This is a genomic window from Kitasatospora sp. DSM 101779 (assembly GCF_025655475.1).
Lineage (GTDB): Bacteria > Actinomycetota > Actinomycetes > Streptomycetales > Streptomycetaceae > Kitasatospora.
This window is the reverse complement of record NZ_JAHTIK010000001.1, coordinates 7,087,018-7,102,381: the sequence shown is the minus strand read 5'-3', so window position 1 is coordinate 7,102,381 and position 15,364 is coordinate 7,087,018. Positions and strand designations below refer to the sequence as shown.

Sequence of the window (15,364 nt, the reverse complement as noted above, 5' to 3'; positions counted from 1 at the left end):
CGAGAGTGGTGCCCCTGAGGAAACCGGCTCACCCCCGGCCCGCGCAGTGGCCCGCATCCGCATTGCGCGGTTCCGCCCCCGGCCTTCGGCCGGGAGGTGCCCCCAGCGCCCGAGCACCGAGCACCGAGCACCGAGAACCGAGCACCGAGCACCGAGCACCGAGCACCTTCGGAACGGCTCACGGGGACAGCAGGATACGGCTGGGCAGGGGCGTTCACCCCTCGGGCCGGGCGGGGGGCGCCCAGCGGGGTGAGGGGTCGCGCGCGTCGCGTCGCGCGCCGGTGCGTGCTGGTTACTGTGCAGCCATGCCCACCCCCTCCTCCCGGCGCAGACCCCGACTGCGCCGGCTCGCCGACCGGCTCGGCGCGCAGTACCGGACCGCCTTCGAGCCGCAGTACGACCCCGCCCGCCGCTGCTGGACACTGCGCTGGTACGACGGCCCCACCCCGGCCACCGTGCAGTCGGCCCTGCTCCGGCTGGGCCCGGACTCCGAGGGCGTGCTCGTCCGACGCGACGTGACCACCCGGGCCCTCGCGCTGGCTGCCCTCCGGGAGACTCGGGCCGGCGCCATGCACCGCTGGGTCGGCAGCTGGGGCCAGCGCTACCACCTGGCCCAACTGCTCGCCGACCAGGAGCACCCGGACCGGACGGCCGGCCCGCGCGAGGCCGCGATGCTGGACCGGCTGCTGGCCGCCGCCACCCCCGGCAGCGGCCCGTGGGCGGTACCGGACGAGTCCCGCGCCTTCGAACTGATCGCCCGGGACGGCATCGCCTGGCTGCTGCCCAGCGACCGGCTGGCCGGGCCGGGCGACACCGACGGCCTCGCGCTGACCCCGCTCGAGTACCTGACCTCCCGCTACGCCGCCGGGGTGCACCGCGCGGCCTGGGAGACGGCGCTCACCACCATGCCGCTGCGAGCCGCGGTCACCTCCGCCGAGGCCGACCCGGAGCCCACCGCGGACGCCGCCCGGGCCGCGCTCACGCTGCTGCCCGCCCTGCGGGCCCAGCTCAACCGCGACCTCGACCGGGCGCAGGCCCGGCTGACCGGGGTCCTGCAGCCGCAGGCCTGAGGCGCCGCCCGCGCTCGGCGGCCGGTCAGAGCCCCGCGTCGCGGGCGAGCAGCGCGGCCTGCACCCGGTTGTCGCACTCCAGCTTGGCCAGGATCCGGCTGACGTAGGTCTTCACGGTGGCCTCGCTCATGTGCAGCCGGGCGCCGGCGTCGGCGTTGGACAGGCCCTCGCCGAGCAGGTCGACCACGGCGCGCTCGCGCTCGGTGAGCACGGCCAGCCGGCGGCGGGCCGCCTCGCCGCGGGCGGCGGCCGGGCCGGCCGCCAGGCTGTCGACGATGTGCCGGGTGGCGGCGGGCGAGAGGAAGGCGTTGCCGCCGGCGGCCGCCCGGACGGCCTGGATGAGCTCACCGGGGGCCGTGTCCTTCAGCAGGAACCCGGCGCCGCCGGAGGAGATCGCCCGCAGCACGTTCTCCCGCTCGCCGAAGGTGGTGAGCACGATCGCCCGCGCGCCGGGGGCGGCCCTCGGCAGCTCCGCCAGCGCGGTCAGGCCGTCCATCACCGGCATCTGGATGTCGAGCAGCACCACGTCCACCGCGTGGGCGCGGGCGAGTCCCAGCGCCTCGCGGCCGTCGGCGGCCTCGGCCACCACGTCGATGTCGTCGGCGGAGGTGAGGATCATCCGGATGCCGGCCCGGATGAGCGGCTCGTCGTCGGCGACGAGGACCTTGATCACGTCTGGGGTCTCCTGGGAGGTGTCACGGTCGGTCACCTGGCAGCGTAGTGCTGCTTCTCGACGAATCGGCCGTCGCGGAAGCAGAGCCGCAGGACGGTCTCCGTCTCCAGGGCGTCCGTGTCCTCGCCGGAGATGAACCAGGAGCAGGACGCGCCGGCCGGCACCGGCGGTCCCTGGTGCCGGTAGTCGTTGGTCATCTGCCGGCTGCCGGCCGGCAGCTGCCGGCGCACCTCCTGCTCGGAGCTGCCGACGGCCAGCGCGTCGAAGGTCTGCCTCGGCAGCGTGGCGTTGTCGATCATGTGGAAGAAGGTCACGACGGCCCAGGCCAGCGCGCCGAGCGAGGCCAGCAGGACGAGTCCGGCGCCGATCGCGCAGCCCAGGGCCGGGCTGCGGCGCGGCGTCGGGTCGGGCGGCACCGGCAGGCCGAGCCCCAGGTCGTCCGGCAGTCCGGCGTCCGCACCGTCCGGCCGCCCCGCACCGTCGTACGGGAGCACACCGGCCAGCCGGAAGCCGCCGTCCGCCGCGGTGCCGGCGTGCACCATGCCGCCGAGCAGCCGGGCCCGCTCGTGCAGACCCGTCAGGCCCTGACCGCCGCGGACGGCCCCGTCGGCGCCGGCCGGCGGCGGGCCGTTGTGCACCTCCACCACCAGGGCGTCGGGTTCGTAGCGCAGCGAGACGGTGATCCTCGCCCCGGGCGCGTGCTTGTGGGCGTTGGTCAGCCCCTCCTGGACGATCCGGTACGCCGCGTGGCCCGAGGCGGCCGGCAGCGGCCGGGGTTCGCCGGCCCGTGCCAGCACCACCGCGGCGCCCGCCGCCCGGGAGGCCTCGACCAGCTGCTCGACCGCCTCGACGCCGCCCGCCTCGGGCAGGGTGTCGTCCCGGAGCAGCCCGACCACCTCGCGCAGCTCGCGCATCGCGCCGGTGGCGGCCTGCCGGAGCACGCCGACCGCCTCGCGCTGCGGCCCGGTGAGGCTGCGGTCCACCTCCAGCGCGCCGGTGTGCACGGCGATCAGGGCGAGCTGGTGGCCGAGGCTGTCGTGCATGTCCTGGGCGATCCGGTGACGCTCGCGCAGCCGCGCCTGATGGGCGATCATCGCGCGCTCGCGCAGCAGTTGGGCGTTGCGCTCCTGCAGGGCGGTGAGCAGCGCGCGGCGCTGGGCGCGGTAGCGGCCGACCACGGCGGGCAGCACGGCGAGCAGCAGGAAGCCGACCGAGGAGACGACCAGGTTGGCGCGGACGGGCAGGCCGTCGGTGTTGAGGGTCAGCGAGAGGCCGACGACCGCGTTGAAGGCGAGGCAGAAGACGGCCGTCAGCACCGGCGGACGGGCGATCCGGTAGCCGGCGGACCAGCCGGCCAGCACCAGCACCGGCAGGAAGCCGCCGTACCCGCCGACGGCCGCGCCGGTGAGCACCAGCACGGGCCCGGGCAGGCCGCGGCGCAGCAGGCAGAGCGCGGCCGCCGCGAGGCCGGCGGCGAGCGCCGCGCCGGGGCCGGAGTCGGCGAGCTGGATCAGCCCGCCGAGCCCGCCGGCGAACAGCGCGGCAAGGCTCTCCTGCACCACGCGCCGGGCGCCCCAGGGGCCGGGCAGGGCCCGGCGGGCCAGCGCCCGCGGCGCGAAGTCCGCCCTGGTGGGGGCGGTCGGGAGGAGCCCGGCCGGGAGGGCGCCCGCCGGGCGGAGAGCGGTCGGCTTGGTGGTCACGCGCAGAGGCTAGCGGTCCCTCACCCGGGCTCCGCGACCATCCTCCGTCGCGATCGGCCGCGACCAAAGTCGGGGAACCGGCGGCTCCGCCCGGCCGTCGGACGGTGCGCCTGCGTGCGGGCTACTCCCGCCGGACGAGCAGCAGGGCGATGTCGTCCAGGCGCTGCGCCGTGCGCCGGGCCCGGCCGACCAGCCGGTCGGCGAGGCCGTCGAGGGTGCGGGCGCCGCCGGACCGGCCGTCGCCGTCCGGTTCGCCGCCGCGGGCGGCGGACGCGGCGGGCACGACGGGGCCGGCGTGGGCGAGCGAGCTGCGGAGTTCGTCGATGCCCTGGTCGATGGCGGTGGACGGGCTCTCCACCAGGCCGTCGGTGTACAGCGCGAGGACCGAGCCGACCGGCAGGTGCAGCCGGGTGGTGGGGTAGTACGAGGAACGGTCGACGCCGAGCAGCGGCCCGCCCTCCAGGTCGACCAGGTCGGTGCGCCCGTCGGGGCGGCGGAGCAGCGGCGGCGGGTGGCCGGCCCGGACGCCGTGCCCTCGGCCGTCGGACGGGTCGAGGTGGATCAGGCAGCAGCTGGCGAGCAGCCCCGGGTCGAGGTCGACCATCAGGTGGTTGGTGCGCACCAGGACCTCGGCGGGCGGGCTGCCGCCGGAGGCGAAGGCGCGGACGGCGCTGCGCAACTGCCCCATGGTCGCGGCGGCACCGACGTTGTGTCCCTCGACGTCGCCGATGACCAGGCAGAGGCCGTGCGGGGTGGTGATGACGTCGTACCAGTCGCCGCCGATCTCCATGCCGCGGGTGCCGGGCAGGTAGCGGGCGGTGATGGCGATGCCGGGCACGGTGGGCAGCCGGTGCGGGAGCAGGGCCTGCTGGAGGCCGCGGGCGAGCTCGAACTCGGCGTCGTACAGCCGGGCCCGCTCCAGGGCCTGGGCGATCAGGCCGCCGAGGGCGGTCAGCTGGACGCGGTCCTCGGGAGTGAACGTCCTCGCCTGTTCGAAGCCGAGGATGAGGCTGCCGATGGGGTGGCCGGAGGCGATCAGCGGCAGGAAGGCCCAGGCGCGCATCTCGTCCTGCGGGATGCCGGGGTAGGCGTCGAGGAGTTCTCGGGAGGACTGGAAGAAGAGCGGGGTGCCGGCGATCAGGGTCTCGGTGCCGGGCAGCCGGGCGCCGAGCGGGGTGGCCTCGAAGCGGTCGAGGAAGCCCTCCGGGTAGCCGCTCTGGGAGACCAGGTGCATCCGGCCGTTCTGGGCGAGGTAGAGGGCGAGCTCCTGGCCGCCGTAGCCGGGCAGGATCTGCTCCAGGACGGTGTTGCAGACCTCCTGGACGGAGACCGCCTCGGTGAGGGCGCTGGCCAGCTGCAGCAGGTGGTAGGTCGCGCCGAGGCTCGCGGGGGCGGCGGGCGGGGCCTCCGGCAGGACGGCGGTGTGCGGGTCCGCCGGTTCGGCGGCGGCGACCACCCGGCCGGTGACGCCGTGCGCGTCGGGGTAGAGCGAGAAGGCGAGCCAGTGGTCGGGGGGCCGGCAGGCGAGGAAGGCGGTCGGGCGCCGGGAGAGCATCGCGGCGCGGTAGCGGTCCTCGTAGGCGGGGTCGCCGAGCCAGGGCAGCACCCGCCAGGGGTGCCGGCCGAGGAGTTCGTCCCGCCGGGCCTGCAGGAACATCTCGGCGGTGCGGTTGACGTAGACGACCATGCCCTCGGCGTCGAGGGCGAAGACGCCGTCGCGCAGCCGCTCCACGGCGGCGACCGCGGCGGAGCCGGCCGAGTCGTCGAGGACGACGACGACCAGGTGGGTGCCGTCGGCGACCGGGCGGCCGCGGAGGTCGAGGGTGCGATGGCCGCCGCGCGGGTCGCGGACCCGGACCTGCCGGTCGAAGGGCCGGCCGTCGGCCGCAGCCCGCCGGGCGGCCTCGCGCAGCAGCGGCATGTCCTCGGGCGAGAGCCGTTCGACCAGGGTGGCGAGGCGGCCGTCGAAGGAGCCGGGGGCGAGGCCGAGGATGGCTTCGAGCTCCTGGTCGACGGCGATGGCGCGGCCGGGGATGTCCCAGTCGAAGACGCCGACCCGGGTGGCCGGCCCGGAGGGTGGCGGGAGCTGGACGACGGTGGGCTCGTCGGTGGCGGCCAGTTCGCCGTAGGGCGCGAGCGAGGCGGCGATCCGGTTGGCGGAGGAGCGCAGTTGGCGGCGGGCCCCGCCGGGCAGTCCGGCCTCGGTGCTGGGCCACAGCACGCACAGCACACCGAGGGTGCCCGCGCGGGTGGCGATCGGTGCGGCGGCGAAGGAGAAGGCGTAGGGCAGGCCGACCGCGAGGCGGGGGAAGCGCCGCATGGTCTCGTCGGGGTCGGCGAGGACGATGGTGCGGCCGGAGCGGAAGGCCTCGGCGGGGGGCAGCGGGGCCGGCACGGCGATCCGCCGGAAGGCGCTGAGCAGTGGCAGCGGGACACCGACGACGGTGCTGAGCACCAGCGAGCGGTGGTCGGGGGACGGCAGGTAGACCAGCCCTCCGTAGCCGGACGTGAGGTCGACGGCCCTGGTCAGGCCTTCGGCGAGGAGTTTCTCGACGGCGTCGCGGTCGGCGGCGCCGGGCGGTGCGCCCGGCGGGGCGAACCGATCGAACGGTGGCGGCTGGGCGTCGGCCGGCGGCGGCGGGGTGTCGGGGCCGTCCTCCACGGGCGGCCCCGGGGCCGCCGTCCCCGGGGCCGAACGCCGGGCCGACGTGTCCTGGCCGGTCGGCGGCGGGTCGGGGTCGGCGGTGGCCGGGGGGCTGGTCGGGGCATCGCTCTCCGCGGGGGCGTCCGGGTGCTCGGCAGCCGCCCCCGGTTCGCCGTCAGCCGGCACGCCCAGGCGCATTCTTTCTCTCTAGTCCCGGACCTCCGAGGGTGTCAAACGGAGGCAAAGTCTCGGCGCCGGCCGGAGCCGGGCCCGGCCCGCGCGGTGAGCGGCCGCTCCCCGCGCGGGCGGGGCGACAGGCAGGCGGATCAGCCCGCGGGGACGGTGTCGGTGAACGCGGTGCCGGCCGCGCGGTAGCCGGCGACCTTGGCCGCGACCTGCGCCGGGGTGAGCACCTGGTCCTTCACGAAGTACACGTAGTCGACCTGCTCGTCGTAGGAGCGCGGGGTGCTCCCGGTCTGGCCGTTGAGGTCGATCAGCCAGTGGTTGAAGTCGATCCACTGCGGTGTCTCGGGCAGGTACGGCTCGCCGTGCGCCGCGAACACCCGTCCGTCGATGTAGTAGGTGATGGCCGTGCCGTCGATGGTGATCTGGAGGTCGTGCCAGCCGTCGAAGGAGGTGCGGCTCTCGGTGTGGGTGTTGACGGCGTTCCACGGGTCCGGGTTGTAGGTCTCCCAGGACGTGGTGTACATGATGTTGCCCTGCTCGCCCCAGCCGCCGTTGGGCAGGTACTCGAAGTCCTGCTCGCTGTAGTCCGGGTCCATCGGCCGGTCGAGCGGGGTGAAGGCGAAGAACGTCTGGTTGACGTGGTCGCCGTCGGGGCCGCCGCTCGGGGTGTCGTCGAACTTCACCCGGGCCGCGTAGGTGCCGTTCTTGAACTTGCGGGCGGTGGTCTGGATCTCCGTCTCCCGGGTGCCGGACGCGGTGCCGTCGGTGGTGAGGCGCAGGTTCATCACCGAGTTGGCGAAGGTGACGTCGGCCGGCGACCAGGTCGCGCCGGGCACGCCCGGGCCGCCCTGCCCGGACTTCACCGTCCAGCCGTGCTGCTGCAACGCCGGGTCGCTGCTGGAGCCGTAGCCGAAGTCGTCGAAGAGCGCGGGCGCGTTCGGGTCGGTCGGCGGGGGCGTGGTGGGCGGCGTGGTCGGGGGCGTGGTCGGGGTGTTGCCGTCCGGGGCGGTGCCCCAGACGAGGGCGCCGGAGCGCTGCAGGGTGACCTTGTCCCAGTTCGCGTAGCCGGTGCGGGCGGCACTGAAGGAGTAGTCGTCGGACTGGGTGAGGGTCTGCCAGTCCGACCGGTAGAAGCGCAGCTGCATGTCGCCGGTGTTCTGCCCGGGGGCGAGCGAGCCGGCGCCGGCGGTGAAGCCGATCTCCAGGTAGCGGTCGGCGGTCGCGGTCGGGTTCGCGAGGGTGCCGAAGGTGCCGGTGATGTTGCCGCAGCCCCTGACCGCCCAGGAGCAGGCGAACCGGTAGACGGTCGTCGGGCCGTCGGACGTGAAGTAGTAGCGCAGCTTGAGCTCGCTCAGCGGCACGGTGGTGGAGCCGGTGTTGACCACCTCCAGCCAGGGTTCGGCCTGGTCGGCGGTGGCACCGGTGGCGCTGGTGCGGTACTGGACGCTCAGCGCGTCGGTCGCGGCCGAGGCCGGCGGGGTGACCAGCGCGGCGCCGGCCAGGCCGGCGGCGACGCAGACGGCCGTCGCGGTGCGCAGGCGGCGCGGGACGCGGGGCTTTCCTGACACGGTGTTCCCTCTCTCCGGTGGGGCGGTGCGGGACACGGGTGACGCCGGCGGCGGGCACCCGGGCGGTGCGGGGAGCGAGCGGGGTGGTGCGGATCAGGGGCGGACGGGGTGGGCCGTGCCGCGAACGGGGCGGCGCAGGACCGCGTGGTCAGAAGTCCGCCGGCAGGCCCAGGGCCGCCAGTCGGGGGCGGTGGCCGGCGAGGGCGTGCTCGAAGGCGGGCCAGTCGGCGTCCGGGTTCCAGGCCCGCTCGGCGAGGGCGCAGAGCCGCGGGTAGAGCCGGCGGTCGGCCTCCGCGGCGTCGGGCACGAACTCGGTCCACAGCTGCGCCTGGGCGCCGAGGACCCGGGCCCGGGCCTCCTCCGGCCAGTGCCCGGGGGCCGGGTCGAGCCCGTGGACGGCCCGCAGGTCGACCACCGCGCCGTCCTGGCCGAGCGGTTCGTCGGGGCGGTCGGAGGCGGGGTGGTCGAGGTAGGTGGCACGGTACGGGGCCATCACGATGTCGTGGCCGCGGCGGGCGGCGTCGAGGCCGTGGTCGGCGTCCCGCCAGGGCATCACGGTGAACCCGGGCGGCAGTCCGGGGCTGCTGCTGTCCTCGGCCCAGCAGACCGGCCGCCGGCCGTGCTCCAGCAGGTGGGTGCCGATCCGGCCGAGGAACCAGCCGTGCAGTTCCTTCGGCGAGGCGAGGCCGAGCTCCGCGGCGCGCCGCCGGGCGGCCGGGGCGGCCTCCCACTCGGCCGTGGGGCACTCGTCGCCGCCGAGGTGCACGTACGGCGAGGGGAAGACGTCCATGACCTCGTCCAGCACGTCGGTGCAGAAGTCCAGCGCCTCGTCGTGCACCCCGAGGACGTTCTCGCAGACACCCCACTCCGTCCAGACGTCGAGCCGCCGTTCGGGGGCGTTGCCGAGCCGCGGGTAGGCGGCGAGCGCGGCCCGGGCGTGGCCGGGCATCTCGATCTCGGGGACGACGGTGACCCCGCGCTCGGCCGCGTACCGGACGAGGCCGCGCAGTTCGGCCTTGGTGTACGCGCCGCCGTGCGGGCGGTCGTCGAAGCGTCCGCTGCCGGCCCGTCCGGTCATCGTGCGCGAGCGGACGGAGCCGATCGCGGTGAGCCGCGGGTAGGCGTAGACCGGCATCCGCCAGCCCTGGTCGTCCGTCAGGTGCAGGTGCAGCACGTTCAGTCCGTGCAGGGCGAGCAGGTCCACGGTGCGGTGCAGGTGGGCGACGGGCAGGAAGTGCCGGGCGACGTCGAGCATCAGACCGCGCCAGGGGTACCGGGGGCGGTCGGTGACGGTCAGGCAGGGCAGCCGCCAGTCGACGTCCGGCGCCGGGCGGTCCAGCAGCGCCTCGGCGGGAAGCAGTTGGCGCAGCCGCTGGACGGCGTGCAGCAGTCCGGCGGTGGCGGCGGCGGTCAGCCGGACGGCCTCGGGGGTGACCGAGAGGCGGTAGCCCTCCGGGCCGAGCTCGGCGGTGAGCGCGGGGTCGACGGCGAGCAGCACGGCGCCGTCGGGTGAGGGTGGCAGCGGCAGACCGGTGGCCGGGCGGAGCAGGGTGCGCAGCAGGTCGGCGGCGGCCGCGGCCGGGCCGGCGGCGTGCACGGCCGTCTCGTGGCCGAAGGTGAACCGGCCGGGCGCGGCACGGAGCCGGCGGGGCGTCGGAATGATCACGGCGGGGCCACCTCGAGAGGACGGAGAACTTACCACTTGTGGACTGGAGCACCACTGGTAAGAAAAGTGGCATAGACCAGTTGTCCCGTCAAGGGGCGCCTCCGGAAGAGTCCTGACACCCCGCCCAGGGACGGGAGTTGATTGTCTGGCAGGCATGACCTCCACCGTGTTCGAGACCGACACGCCCGACCCGATCGCCTACCTCGACCGGGTGGCCGCCACCGAGCTGGGCCGGTCCTACAAGAAGCGCATGCTCGACGAGCTCGACGTCCGGCCCGGCAGCACGGTGCTGGACCTCGGCTGCGGCCCCGGCACCGACCTCGACGCACTGGCCGGGGCGGCCGGCCCGACGGGACGGGTGGTCGGCCTCGACCACGACCGGGCCGCCGTCGGCACCGCGACCGCACGCACGGCCGGGCGGCCCACCGTCGAGGTCCGGCTCGGCGACCTCCACGACCTGCCACTGCCGGACGGCGCCGCGGACCGCGCCCGCACCGACCGGGTCCTGCAGCACGTCGCCGACCCGGGCCGGGCGCTCGCGGAGATCCGCCGGGTGCTGCGGCCCGGCGGACGGCTCGTCATGGGCGAGCCGGACTGGGGCACCCTGACCGTCGACCACCCGGACTCCGCGCTGACGCAGGCCTACACCGGGTACGTCACCGAGCAGGCGGTGCGCAACGCCCGCATCGGCAGCCGGCTCCCGCGGCTCGCCGCGGAGGCCGGGTTCGCGGTGCCCGCGGTCCTCCCGATCACACCCGTCTTCCGGGACGCCCGCGCCGCCGACCGCGTCCTCGGACTGGAACGCTGCACCCGCCGCGCCGTCACCGCCGGACACCTCACCCCGGACGGCGCCGACCGCCTGCTCTCCCACCTCGCGAACGGGCCCTTCTTCGCATCGGTGACCTTCTACATCGTGGTGGCCGAGAGCTGACCCGGGGCGGGCCACCCGGTGGCGCACTCCACACTGGTAAGGTACTGGTCAGTTTCGGGACGAGGAGAGCTGGCATGGCAGGCGAGAGACCGGGGGCCGCGGGGAAGCGGACGCGGGTGCGCGACCATCTGCGGGATCTGATGGAGGCCCGCCGGCCCGGCGAGCCGATCCCGTCCGAGCGGGCGCTGTGCGAGGAGCTCGGGGTGTCCCGGCCGACCCTGCGTGCGGCGGTGGACGAGCTGGTGGCGACCGGGCTGCTGGTCCGCGAGCACGGGCGCGGCATGTTCGTGGCGCCGGAGAAGGTCGTCCAGGAGATGGCGATGGCCTCCGAGGGCAGTGCCTTCAGCGTGCCGCGGGCCGCCGGCAGCTGGGCCGGGCGGGTGCTGGAGTTCGAGACCGTGCCGGCCGGGGCGCGGCTCGGCCGGCGCCTGCGGATCTCCCCCGCGGCGGAGCTGACCCGGATCGCCCGGCTGCGACTGGTCGACGGCGAACCCATGGCCATCGAGCACCTGCACATCCCGGCCGCGCTGGTGCCGGGGCTGGCCCCCGCCGACATGGAGGCGGGCGACTTCTACGACCTGCTGCGCGAGCGGCACGGCGTCCGGGTGCGGGAGGCGGTGCAGTCGATCGAGCCGACCGTCACCAATGAGGCGGAGTCCCGGCTGCTGGGGGTGCCGGTGCTGTCGCCGGCGCTGCTGTTCGAGCGGCTGACCAGTGACGCGGGCGGCCGGCCGGTGGAGTACGTGCACTCGGTGTACCGCGGGGACCGGTACCGGATCGTCTCCCGGATCGCCTTCGACGACGGCCCTCCCGGCCGTGCGGCGGACGGCGGGAGCGGCGGCGGCACGCACCATCCGGGCATCCCGCCCGGGGATCTGCCCGGGCGGCCCGGCGGGCGGAGCACTACCACGGGTGATGTCCAGCCCCCGGTCTGACACCCCGCCGCTGGGCCGTCCGTGCGTCGTGCGGCGGCGGACGGTTGACGGTCGTGCGTCTCGGGGATCATCCGCCGGTATGAAGATCGGCTCATCGGGTTGTCGTCCTCGGGTCGGCTCTGCGTTCTGGGCCGGGCTGGCGGTCGTCCTGACGGCCTGTTCGACGGCGCCCTCCCGGAGCACCGCTCCCCCGGCCGCCGCGGCGCCGGCCGCCCTGCCGCCGCTCGCCGCCGTCGAGACACGCGAACGCCACGCGCCCCTGGGCATCGACCCGGTGCTGGCCGCCCGGCAGTCCGCGGAGCGCCAGGCCCACGACAGGGCCGCACGCTGGGGGCTCGACCGGCCGCCGGCCGTCGCCCCGGCCCCGCCCGAGCAGCGGCCCGCGCTCGCCGCCGGCCAATCCGGCGTCGTCCTGCGGCCCGGCCTGCCGCCGGTCGTCCAGCGCGTCCCCACCGAGGACCGGGTGGTCTTCCTGACCATCGACGACGGCGCCGAGAAGGACCCGGAGTTCGCCCGGATGACCGCCGAACTCGGCATCCCCTACAGCACCTTCCTCACCGGCTACCTGGCCCGCCCCGACTGGGGCTACTTCCGCGGCCTGCTCGCGAACGGGCGCGCCGCCACGGGGAACCACACCCTCAACCACCGCGACATGCGCAAGCTCACCCCCGCCGAGCAGCGCACCGAGATCTGCGGCCAGCAGGACGAACTCGAACGCGAGACCGGCTCCAGGCCGCCGCTGTTCCGCCCGCCCTACGGCGAGTACACCGACGACACCCTGCGGGCCGCGCAGCAGTGCGGCATCCGCGCCGTCGCGCTGTGGAACGAGGAGGCCTTCCCCGACCGCATGGAGTACCGCTACGCGGACCGGGTCCTGCATCCGGGCGACATCATCCTCACCCACTTCCGCGGGCGGGCCGAGTGGGGCGGGACGATGACGGACGTGCTGCGCCGGGTGCTGCGCACGGTGAACGAGCAGGGCTTCGCCCTGGCACTGCTCGACGACTACCTCTGAGCCGCCCGGCCCGGGCCTCCGGGGCGGAGCCGGGCCGACCGAGGGGCGAGAACACCGTCCCAGCATGCGGAAACGCTGGCAGCGTCCGCGGCCGCCGTGATCGACTGTGCGCTCCCGCACGGAAGGAGCACCGCCATGCTGCCATCCCTCGACGGCCTGGTCTTCTCGCCCACCGGCCGCGCCGAGCACGGCGAGGTCGACGCCGCCACCAGCTTCGCCTACCGCGAGCAGGACGGCCGGGTCTGGGCCTCCTACCAGGGCGGCGACATCGTGCACGGGCACCTCGTCGGCACCCGCTCGGGCGACACCCTCGAGTTCCGGTACGTGCAGCTCAACCGTGCCGGGGAGACCAGCAGCGGACACTGCGTCAGCGCTCTGTCCCGGCTGAGCGACGGACGCCTGCGGCTCGACGAGTCCTGGCGCTGGGAGTCCCGCCCGGGCGCCGGCACGAGCGCGGTCGAGGAGGTCCTGCCGGCCGTCGGCTGAACCGACAGCACCGGCCGCCCGTACGCCGCACCCACGAACCGATCCGAGGAGCCCGCCGTGTCCCCCGCCGCCCCACTGCACCTCGTCCTGCCCGGCTACCAGAACTCCGGCCCCGCGCACTGGCAGAGCCGGTGGGAGGCCGCCGACCCCGGCTTCGTCCGGGTCGAGCAGGCTGACTGGGACGCGCCGCGGCGCACCGACTGGGTGGCCGCCCTGGACACCGCGGTCGCCGCGGCCGACCGCCCGGTCGTCCTGGTCGCGCACAGCCTCGGCTGCATCACCGTCGCCCACTGGGCCGCCGGCCTGACCGGGCCCGGCCGGGTGGTCGGCGCCCTGCTCGTCGCCCCCGCCGACGTGGACACCGCCGAGGTGCCGGAACTCCTGAACTTCCGGCCCGTGCCGCTGCGCCCGCTGCCCTTCCCGACCACCGTGGTCGCCAGCACCGACGACCCGTGGTGCACCGCCGAGCGGGCCGCCGCCTTCGCCGACGCCTGGGGCGCGAAGCTGGTGGGCGTCGGGGCGCTCGGCCACATCAACAGCGACTCCGGCCTCGGCGACTGGCCGGAGGGCCGGCATCTGCTCGCGGACCTCACCGGCACCGCCCGGCCGTAGCGCCCGGGAGGCAACCGGTTCAGGCGTAGTACGAGGCCACCGCCGGCTGGCCGGTCCAGTTCGGGCCGGCCGCCGGGTCGGCGCCGAGGTAGCGGAAGCCCGGGAAGGCCGCGGGCAGGCGGCGCCCGCCGTGCAGGGTGAGCAGTCGGCGGCGCGGGTCGTACCCGAAGCCGGCGGCCCGCAGGGCGGCCAGGACCGGCCGGGCGGCGCTGCGGCCGTCCGGCCGGCGGACCGACGCCGGGTCGAAGGTGGCCGCGAGCAGGCCGTCCTCGGTGAGGGCACCGGCCCAGCGGGCCAGCAACCCGAGCTTGTCCCCGAGGTAGGGGAGACCGTGCACGCAGGTGACGAGGTCGTACGGCCGTTCCGGCTGCCACGCGGCGACCGAGGCGGTCAGCAGCCGCAGCCCGGGTACGGCCGGCACCGGACCGAGCGGGCCGACGAGGTCGACGCCGGTCAGTGCGGTGCCCTCCGCGACCGAGCCGGCGGCCGCGAGCAGGGCCCGTCCCTCGCCGCTGCACAGGTCCAGCCAGGCGCCCGGCCGCTCGCGCAGCCGTCCGGCCGGATCGAAGCCGAGCTCCCGGGCGTAGCTGTTCACGCCGGTGAGGGTCCGGTCCCGGTTCATGGTGCTGTTCGCCACCACGGGCGAGGCGGCGAGTTCCACGTCCCCGACGAGATCGGCCATGCCGGTCACCCTACGGCCGGCGGCAGCCCCGCCTCCCGCCGGGGCGGCCCGCGCAGGGACGCGTGGGGAGCCTCCCGGCCGAAGTCGGAGGGAGCACTGCTCCATCGGGGGCGGGAGCACGAACACAGGGGCCGAGTCGTGATCTGTACGGTGACCGCATCCGGATTGCGCAGGTTCCCGCGCCCCTTGTGGTGCACGCTGACCTCCGCGGACACGCCCCGGGGCCCGCACCGAGACCCGTACCAAGCCAAGACCCGCACCGAGCAAGGAGAGTGACCCGTGACCGCGACCCCCGCCGTGGCCTATGTGACCAGCCAGGACGCCCCGGACCAGGAGGTGGGTCCGGCGCTGGCCGCGTTCGCTGCGCAGGGGCTGGCCGCGGAGCCGGTGGTGTGGGACGACCCGGCGGTCGCCTGGGAGCGGTTCGAGGTGGCGGTGATCCGCAGTGCCTGGGACTACACCGGGCGGCGGGCCGAGTTCCTGGCCTGGGCGCGACGCACGGCCGGGCTGACCCGGGTGTGCAACCCGGTGCCGGTGCTGGAGCGGAACACCGACAAGACCTACCTGCGGGAGCTCGCCCGGGCCGGGGTGCCGGTGGTGCCCACCGCCTGGGTCGCACCGGGCGAGCGGCTGGCCGAGGGGACGGCGCCCTGGCCGGAGCTGGTGGTGAAGCCCACCGTGTCCTCCGGCGCGCGGGACACCGTGCGGACCACCGACCGGGCGGCCGCGGTGGCGCACGCCGGCCTGCTGACCGCGGCCGGGCGGACGGCCATGGTGCAGCCGTACCTGCCGGCGGTGGACGGGGAGGGCGAGACCTCGCTGGTCTTCATCGGCGGAGCGTTCAGCCACGCGGTGCGGCGGGGGCCGATGCTGTCCGGCCCGGCGGGCCGGTTCGCGGACGAGCCCCGGCGGCCCGACGCCGACCAGTTGGCCGTCGCCGAGCAGGTGCTCGCGGCCGTGCCGGAGCGCGCGGAGCTGCTGTACGCGCGGGTGGACCTGGTGCGCGGGCCGGACGGCACGCCGCTGCTGATCGAGCTGGAGCTCACCGAGCCGCGGCTGTTCCTGCAGTACGAGGACGAGGCCCCGGCACGGCTGGCGGTCGCGGTACGGGCGCTCGCCGGCTGACACCGGAGTGCGGGCCGGCCCGCCCGCCCGTCGTCCGCCCGGTTGTCGGTGGCCCGTGCCAGGCTGGCCGC

At 75.9% G+C, this 15,364-nt stretch carries 13 protein-coding genes; 7 read left to right on the top strand and 6 right to left on the bottom strand.

Annotation, left to right across the window (positions count from 1 at the left end; genetic code table 11):
* Positions 1 to 305 precede the first annotated feature (305 nt).
* Positions 306 to 1,070: a hypothetical protein gene (locus KSNIM_RS32195; protein WP_263106673.1), complete on the top strand. Its 765-nt coding sequence runs from the start codon at positions 306 to 308 to the stop codon at positions 1,068 to 1,070.
* Between the two features lie 25 nt (positions 1,071 to 1,095).
* Here KSNIM_RS32195 and KSNIM_RS32190 read toward each other — a convergent pair whose 3' ends face one another.
* The 5 genes from KSNIM_RS32190 to KSNIM_RS32170 all read right to left on the bottom strand — a co-directional run bounded on the left by KSNIM_RS32190 (position 1,096) and on the right by KSNIM_RS32170 (position 9,507).
* Complete coding sequence (locus KSNIM_RS32190; protein ID WP_263108203.1) at positions 1,096 to 1,743, bottom strand: response regulator transcription factor; 648 nt, start codon at positions 1,741 to 1,743, stop codon at positions 1,096 to 1,098.
* Between the two features lie 32 nt (positions 1,744 to 1,775).
* Positions 1,776 to 3,443, bottom strand: a complete 1,668-nt coding sequence (locus KSNIM_RS32185; RefSeq protein WP_263106672.1) for a sensor histidine kinase — start codon at positions 3,441 to 3,443, stop codon at positions 1,776 to 1,778.
* A gap of 121 nt (positions 3,444 to 3,564) precedes the next feature.
* On the bottom strand, positions 3,565 to 6,285 hold the full coding sequence (locus tag KSNIM_RS32180; RefSeq protein ID WP_263106671.1) for a SpoIIE family protein phosphatase: 2,721 nt from the start codon (positions 6,283 to 6,285) through the stop codon (positions 3,565 to 3,567).
* A 128-nt stretch (positions 6,286 to 6,413) separates the two neighbouring features.
* Positions 6,414 to 7,841 (bottom strand): cellulose binding domain-containing protein, encoded by a 1,428-nt coding sequence (locus KSNIM_RS32175; RefSeq protein ID WP_263106670.1) that lies wholly within the window; start codon positions 7,839 to 7,841, stop codon positions 6,414 to 6,416.
* Positions 7,842 to 7,989: 148 nt separating this feature from the next.
* Positions 7,990 to 9,507, bottom strand: coding sequence for a beta-N-acetylhexosaminidase (locus tag KSNIM_RS32170; protein WP_263106669.1), 1,518 nt, complete (start codon positions 9,505 to 9,507; stop codon positions 7,990 to 7,992).
* 154 nt (positions 9,508 to 9,661) lie between these two features.
* Here KSNIM_RS32170 and KSNIM_RS32165 point away from each other — a divergent pair, with 154 nt between their 5' ends.
* The 5 genes from KSNIM_RS32165 (at position 9,662) to KSNIM_RS32145 (ending at position 13,486) form a co-directional block, all read left to right on the top strand.
* A complete protein-coding gene (locus KSNIM_RS32165) occupies positions 9,662 to 10,438 on the top strand; it encodes a methyltransferase domain-containing protein (RefSeq protein ID WP_263106668.1) in 777 nt (258 codons plus the stop codon).
* Between the two features lie 74 nt (positions 10,439 to 10,512).
* On the top strand, positions 10,513 to 11,373 hold the full coding sequence (locus tag KSNIM_RS32160; RefSeq protein ID WP_263106667.1) for a GntR family transcriptional regulator: 861 nt from the start codon (positions 10,513 to 10,515) through the stop codon (positions 11,371 to 11,373).
* A gap of 79 nt (positions 11,374 to 11,452) precedes the next feature.
* Positions 11,453 to 12,388, top strand: coding sequence for a polysaccharide deacetylase family protein (locus KSNIM_RS32155; protein WP_263106666.1), 936 nt, complete (start codon positions 11,453 to 11,455; stop codon positions 12,386 to 12,388).
* Between the two features lie 135 nt (positions 12,389 to 12,523).
* Positions 12,524 to 12,874, top strand: a complete 351-nt coding sequence (locus KSNIM_RS32150; protein ID WP_263106665.1) for a hypothetical protein — start codon at positions 12,524 to 12,526, stop codon at positions 12,872 to 12,874.
* 57 nt (positions 12,875 to 12,931) lie between these two features.
* Positions 12,932 to 13,486, top strand: coding sequence for an RBBP9/YdeN family alpha/beta hydrolase (locus KSNIM_RS32145; RefSeq protein WP_263106664.1), 555 nt, complete (start codon positions 12,932 to 12,934; stop codon positions 13,484 to 13,486).
* 19 nt (positions 13,487 to 13,505) lie between these two features.
* Here the strand turns inward: KSNIM_RS32145 and KSNIM_RS32140 are convergent, their stop codons facing one another.
* Positions 13,506 to 14,168, bottom strand: a complete 663-nt coding sequence (locus KSNIM_RS32140; protein WP_263106663.1) for a class I SAM-dependent methyltransferase — start codon at positions 14,166 to 14,168, stop codon at positions 13,506 to 13,508.
* A 279-nt stretch (positions 14,169 to 14,447) separates the two neighbouring features.
* Here KSNIM_RS32140 and KSNIM_RS32135 point away from each other — a divergent pair, with 279 nt between their 5' ends.
* Positions 14,448 to 15,293 (top strand): RimK family alpha-L-glutamate ligase, encoded by an 846-nt coding sequence (locus tag KSNIM_RS32135; RefSeq protein WP_263106662.1) that lies wholly within the window; start codon positions 14,448 to 14,450, stop codon positions 15,291 to 15,293.
* Positions 15,294 to 15,364: the final 71 nt, after the last annotated feature.

Bases quoted from the DNA above. Each gene is read 5' to 3' on its own strand.
- KSNIM_RS32195 (WP_263106673.1), top strand. From the start codon at position 306: ATGCCCACCCCCTCCTCCCGGCGCAGACCCCGACTGCGCCGGCTCGCC.
- KSNIM_RS32160 (WP_263106667.1), top strand. From the start codon at position 10,513: ATGGCAGGCGAGAGACCGGGGGCCGCGGGGAAGCGGACGCGGGTGCGC.
- KSNIM_RS32155 (WP_263106666.1), top strand. From the start codon at position 11,453: ATGAAGATCGGCTCATCGGGTTGTCGTCCTCGGGTCGGCTCTGCGTTC.
- KSNIM_RS32150 (WP_263106665.1), top strand. From the start codon at position 12,524: ATGCTGCCATCCCTCGACGGCCTGGTCTTCTCGCCCACCGGCCGCGCC.
- KSNIM_RS32165 (WP_263106668.1), top strand. From the start codon at position 9,662: ATGACCTCCACCGTGTTCGAGACCGACACGCCCGACCCGATCGCCTAC.
- KSNIM_RS32180 (WP_263106671.1), bottom strand. From the start codon at position 6,285: ATGCGCCTGGGCGTGCCGGCTGACGGCGAACCGGGGGCGGCTGCCGAG.
- KSNIM_RS32140 (WP_263106663.1), bottom strand. From the start codon at position 14,168: ATGGCCGATCTCGTCGGGGACGTGGAACTCGCCGCCTCGCCCGTGGTG.